General features: G+C 48.8%; 1 protein-coding gene. It reads left to right on the forward strand.

What is annotated here, in order from left to right; all coding sequences use genetic code 11:
* The first annotated feature begins 519 nt into the window (after window positions 1-519).
* Complete coding sequence (gene ltrA, locus V7183_RS21740) at window positions 520-1,827, forward strand: group II intron reverse transcriptase/maturase (RefSeq protein ID WP_335360801.1); 1,308 nt, start codon at window positions 520-522, stop codon at window positions 1,825-1,827.
* Window positions 1,828-1,972: the final 145 nt, after the last annotated feature.

Raw genomic sequence — 1,972 nt, forward strand, 5'->3', positions numbered from 1 at the left:
GGCGTGTCCAGATAAGGACACATTATCTAGTTGGTGAAAGTCCAATCGGGAGAATAGACTCCACTTCCGTAGCCTGAGAGGCGCCATGAAGTGAAAGCGACATGGCGAAGCCCTCTGACATCACATGCAAAAGGCATGTGGGCAAATTTCCAGGTTGTAACGTACAGTGAACGTAGACGTAGCCTCGTTACACGCAATTCCGGTGGCTGAGACGGTCGATAACGTGCGAAAGCAGCAAGAACTGAACGAAACGAGTCTGGAACGGCAGTTCTCACCGGCGGGGTATCAGCGGCGACATGGAGAGAAAGATAATGTGGAAACTGGAGAAGCCCTCGACACCCGATGAAGAAACCTCATCGAGGAGACCGTCTCTATAACCGCGATCGGGAAGTGAGAACGGTAGGTGTCAGGGTGGCGGAACGGATCGTAGTACCAGAGATCTGCGTGCAGCAAAACGCGCGGGGAGGGAAGGGTCCGAACCTGTAAATATTTCGTACGACCAAAGGAGGCAAGGGTGCCATGACAAAAACACCTATTACTTTGCAGGAACTAAGGCGGCGAATCTATCAAAAGGCGAAGTCTGAACCTACGCATCGGTTTTGGGGACTATTTTCCCACATTACCAAACTAACAACCCTCCATGAAGCATATCAGCATGCGAGGAAAAACGGCGGTGCCCCAGGTATCGACGGTCAAAGCTTCGCTGATATAGAACTAGAGGGAGTTATACCGTTTTTAAAGAACATCCGAGAAGAACTGCAGACTGGAACATATCAACCACAAGCTAATCGTAAAGTAGAAATCCCAAAAGCAAACGGCAAAATGCGGACACTGCAAATCCCATGTATACGGGACCGTGTGGTCCAAGGAGCGCTAAAACTCATATTGGAAGCTATCTTTGAGGCTGATTTCTGCCCAAATTCCTACGGATTCCGACCAAAACGCTCCCCGCATCAAGCGCTGGCGGAAGTACGACGTAGTGTGCTGCGTCGTATGACCACAGTCATTGATGTTGATTTGTCACGTTACTTTGATACAATCCGGCATAACATCCTACTGAAGAAAATCGCAAATCGTGTCCAAGACCACCAAGTTATGCGCCTAGTAAAACAGGTGGTAAAAGCCGCAGGGAAGATTGGAGTCCCGCAAGGGGGACCGTTCTCACCACTAGCGGCAAACATCTACTTGAATGAGGTAGATTGGACATTTGATGCCATTCGGCGTAAGACGACAGAAGGCAACTATGAAGCTGTGAACTATCACCGATTTGCCGATGATATGGTTATCACCGTAAGTGGGCACTCCAGTAAACGGGGATGGGCTGAACTGGCATTGCGACGACTGCAAGAACAATTGGAACCTTTGGGAGTTGAACTGAATCTTGAGAAAACTCGGATGGTCGATGTCTTACAGGGGGAGTCTTTTGCCTTTCTGGGATTTGATTTCAGGCGAGTACTGAACCGAAATAAGACCCGACACTTCATATGCATGACCCCGAAGAAGAAAGCCCGTACGGCAGTGAAAGCAAGAATCCGCGAACTCATTCAAAACGCAGGAGCCAGACCAGCACAAGACTTAGTAAAACAAATCAATGCCGTATTAACAGGATGGGTGAACTACTTTCGAGTTGGAAACTCCAGCGGAGCATTTAGCGAAGTGCGTGACTATACGGAGATGAAAATCCGTACACTACTGACAAGAAGGAAACGGCGACGAAAGCGTAGTATCGGATGGCAGAGGTGGAGTAATGAATATCTCTATGGTGTACTGGGGCTCTACTGGGACTGGAAAGTCCATTCCCTTAAAAGTGCAGAGGGATACCGATGAAAGTGTCTGCCATTTGATAGGTCTCATAACCCTTTTGATGAAGTTTATGGGGTGAGCTGCTTGAGGGAAAACTTCACGAGCAGTTCTTATGGGGAGGGGCTGGAGACGGGTCATAACTGATACCGCGCCAGTTCTTTACCCGACA

The organism is Bacillus sp. JJ1127, from assembly GCF_036965845.1.
Lineage (GTDB): Bacteria > Bacillota > Bacilli > Bacillales > Bacillaceae_G > Bacillus_A.